This is a genomic window from Micromonospora sp. S4605, assembly GCF_003176715.1.
Lineage (GTDB): Bacteria > Actinomycetota > Actinomycetes > Mycobacteriales > Micromonosporaceae > Micromonospora > Micromonospora echinaurantiaca.
In genome coordinates this window covers 1-3,107 of sequence record NZ_QGSW01000153.1, presented here as the reverse complement: position 1 = coordinate 3,107, position 3,107 = coordinate 1, and the positions used below count along the sequence as shown (strand labels likewise).

Annotated in this window: 4 protein-coding genes; all 4 read left to right on the top strand. The window is 72.4% G+C overall.

All coding sequences use genetic code 11. The features are described from left to right. The first annotated feature begins 55 nt into the window (after window positions 1-55). The 4 genes from mtlA to DLJ47_RS10970 are packed head-to-tail and all read left to right on the top strand — an operon-like array spanning window position 56 to window position 3,081. Window positions 56-1,270, top strand: coding sequence for a PTS mannitol transporter subunit IICB (gene mtlA, locus DLJ47_RS10985; protein ID WP_233257775.1), 1,215 nt, complete (start codon window positions 56-58; stop codon window positions 1,268-1,270). Window positions 1,271-1,275: 5 nt separating this feature from the next. Continuing rightward, window positions 1,276-1,584: a PTS lactose transporter subunit IIB gene (locus DLJ47_RS10980; protein ID WP_109899939.1), complete on the top strand. Its 309-nt coding sequence runs from the start codon at window positions 1,276-1,278 to the stop codon at window positions 1,582-1,584. Beyond that, window positions 1,577-2,044 (top strand): PTS sugar transporter subunit IIA, encoded by a 468-nt coding sequence (locus DLJ47_RS10975; RefSeq protein ID WP_109899938.1) that lies wholly within the window; start codon window positions 1,577-1,579, stop codon window positions 2,042-2,044. The genes DLJ47_RS10980 and DLJ47_RS10975 overlap by 8 nt, the downstream gene beginning before the upstream one ends. Continuing rightward, on the top strand, window positions 2,041-3,081 hold the full coding sequence (locus tag DLJ47_RS10970; protein WP_109899937.1) for a zinc-dependent dehydrogenase: 1,041 nt from the start codon (window positions 2,041-2,043) through the stop codon (window positions 3,079-3,081). Before DLJ47_RS10975 ends, DLJ47_RS10970 begins: the two co-directional genes overlap by 4 nt. Window positions 3,082-3,107: the final 26 nt, after the last annotated feature.

Here is a 3,107-nt window from a genome sequence, read left to right as displayed (position 1 = left end):
ACCCCGAACTGACTCCACCCGACCCCCATCCCACCTGGCGTCGAAGGAGCACCTGATGGCCACTCCCTACACACCCCCGGTACACGGCACCGGCGTCAAGGCGACGATCCAGCGGCTCGGCGGCCACCTCGCCGGCATGGTGATGCCGAACATCGGCGCCTTCATCGCCTGGGGTCTGATCACCGCCCTGTTCATCCCCACCGGGTGGCTGCCCAACGAGGACTTCGCCGCCCTGGTCGGGCCGATGATCACCATGCTGCTGCCGGTGCTCATCGGCTACACCGGCGGCCGCCTGGTGCACGGTCAGCGCGGTGCCGTCGTCGGCGCGGTCGCCACGGTCGGCATCGTGGTCGGCTCCGAGGTCCCCATGTTCCTCGGTGCGATGATCATCGGACCGCTGGCCGCGTATCTCGTGAAGCTGGTCGACGGGCTCGTCCAGGACCGGGTCCGCCCCGGGTTCGAGATGCTGGTGGACAACTTCTCCGCCGGTATCGTCGGTGCGGGCATGGCCCTGGTCGGCGTGTGGGGGATCGGCCCGGTCGTCCGCGCCCTGACCAACGTCGCCGGCGACGGCGTGGACTGGCTGGTCACCAACCATCTGCTGGGGCTGGTGTCGGTCATCGTCGAGCCGGCGAAGGTCCTCTTCCTCAACAACGCCATCAACCACGGCGTCCTCGGGCCGCTGGGGGTGACCGAGGCGGCCGAGAACGGCAAGTCGATCCTGTTCATGATCGAGACGAATCCCGGTCCCGGGCTCGGCCTGCTCCTGGCGTACTTCCTGTTCGGCCCGCGGTCACTCCGCCCGACCGCGCCCGCCGCGATGATCATCCACTTCCTCGGCGGCATCCACGAGGTCTACTTCCCGTACGTGCTGATGAAGCCCCGCCTGATCCTCGCGATGATCGCCGGTGGGGCGGCCGGCGTCTCCACCTTCATGGTCACCGGCGCCGGCCTGGTCGCCACGCCCTCGCCGGGCAGCATCTTCGCCTACTTCGCGGTCACCCCGAAGAGCGGCTGGTTCGGCGTCACCCTCGGCATCCTGATCGCCGCCGCGGTCACCTTCGGCGTCGCGGCGGTGCTGCTCGCGTTCGGACGCAAGGAGCCGGACGACGCCGACGGCGAGGCCGTCACCCCGGAGGAGCAGGCCGACCTCGAGCGGGCGGAGCTCGCCGCCGCGCAACGCCGGTCGGCCGCCAACAAGCGGCCGGCGCCGACCGCCCGCGAATCGGTCGACGACGGCAGCAGCCCCAGCCCCGTGAGAGAGGCCTGATCACCATGACCACCATCCACGGCACCGCCATCCGCAAGGTCGTCGTCGCCTGCGACGCCGGCATGGGCAGCAGCGCGATGCTCGCCGGCCAGCTCCGCCGCCAGCTCGGCAAGCACTCGGTGACCGTCGAGCACACGCCGGTCGACGCCATCCCGGCCGACGCCGACGTGGTGATCTGCCACCAGGGCCTCGCCGAGCGCGCCCGGCGCAGCGCACCGGGCGTGATCGTCATCCCGATCCGGGTCTTCATCGGCGACCCGGCGGTGGCCAAGGTCGTCAAGGCCGTGCAGACCGGCGGTGAGCTGAATGGATGACAACCTGCTGACGCCGGACGCCATCCGGCTCGACGAGCGGGCCAGCACCCGGGAGGACGCCGTCCGGCGATGCGGTGCGGTGCTGGTCGAGATCGGCGCCGTCGACCCGGCGTACGTGCCGGCCATGCTGGACCGGGAGAGATCCATCTCCACCTACGTGGGGGAGGGGGTCGCCATCCCGCACGGCACCTCCGGCGGCAGGACGGCGATCCGCCGGGACGCCCTCGCCGTCCTCCGCTTTCCGGCCGGGGTGGACTGGGGCGGCGACCGGGTCACGGTCTGCGTGGCCATCGCCGCCCAGGGCGACGGACACGTCGACCTGCTCGCCGAACTCGCCGAGATCCTCCTGGACCCGGACCGGGCCCGCGCGCTGCGCGAGGCGGACCACCCCGAGCAGGTACGACGGCTGCTGTCCGGCGCGGCCGTCGACCCCCAGACCCGAGAGGAACCGGCGGCATGAAGGTCGTGCGTTTCCACGCCCCCGGCGACGTCCGGCTCGAGGACGTACCGGAGCCCGAACCCGGGCCGGGGGACGTGAAGATCCGGGTACGCAACTGCTCCACCTGCGGCACCGACGTGAAGATCTCCCGCTTCGGCCACCACCACATCGTCCCGCCCCGGGTGATGGGGCACGAGATCGCCGGCGAGGTGGTGGAGGTCGGCGCGGGCGTCGACAGCTGGGCGCCGGGCGACCGGGTCCAGGTCATCGCCGCCATCCCCTGCGGGCGGTGCGGCGAGTGCCGCCGGGGGCGGCGCACGGTCTGCCCCAACCAGGAGTCGATGGGCTACCACCACGACGGTGGCTTCGCCGAGTACCTGGTCGTACCGGCCAAGGTGCTCGCCGTCGGCGGGCTCCACCGCATCCCCGACGGGCTCGGCTACGCCGAGGCGTCGGTGGCCGAGCCGCTCGCGTGCGCCCTGAACGGGCAGCACCTCGCCCGGGTCGGCGCGGGCGACGACGTGGTCGTGATCGGCTCGGGTCCGATCGGCTGCCTGCACGTCCGCCTGGCCCGGGCCCGGGGCGCCGCCCGGGTCGTCCTCGTCGAGCTCAACCGTGACCGGCTCGACCGGGCGGCGGCCCTGGTCGCCCCGGACGCGGCCGTCTGCGCAGCCGACGTCGACCCGGTGGACGCCGTCCTGAAGTTCACCGACGGGCGGGGAGCCGATGTCGTCGTCACCGCCGCCGCGTCCGGGGCGGCGCAGGAGCAGGCCGTCCAGATGGCTGCCCGGCAGGGCCGGATCAGCCTCTTCGGTGGACTCCCCAAGGACCAGCCGATGATCAACCTGGACGCCAACCTGGTGCACTACCGCGAACTGACGCTCGTCGGCGCGAACGGGTCCAGTCCCGACCACAACGCCGAGGCGCTGCGCCTCATCGCATCCGGCGCGGTGCCGGTCGGCGACCTGATCACCCATCGGCTGCCGCTCGACGGCGCGCTCGACGCGTTCGACCTGGTGGCCGCCGGCGAGGCGATCAAGGTGACCATCGAGCCCTGACCCGGAGTCGCCCACCCTCCGACCCC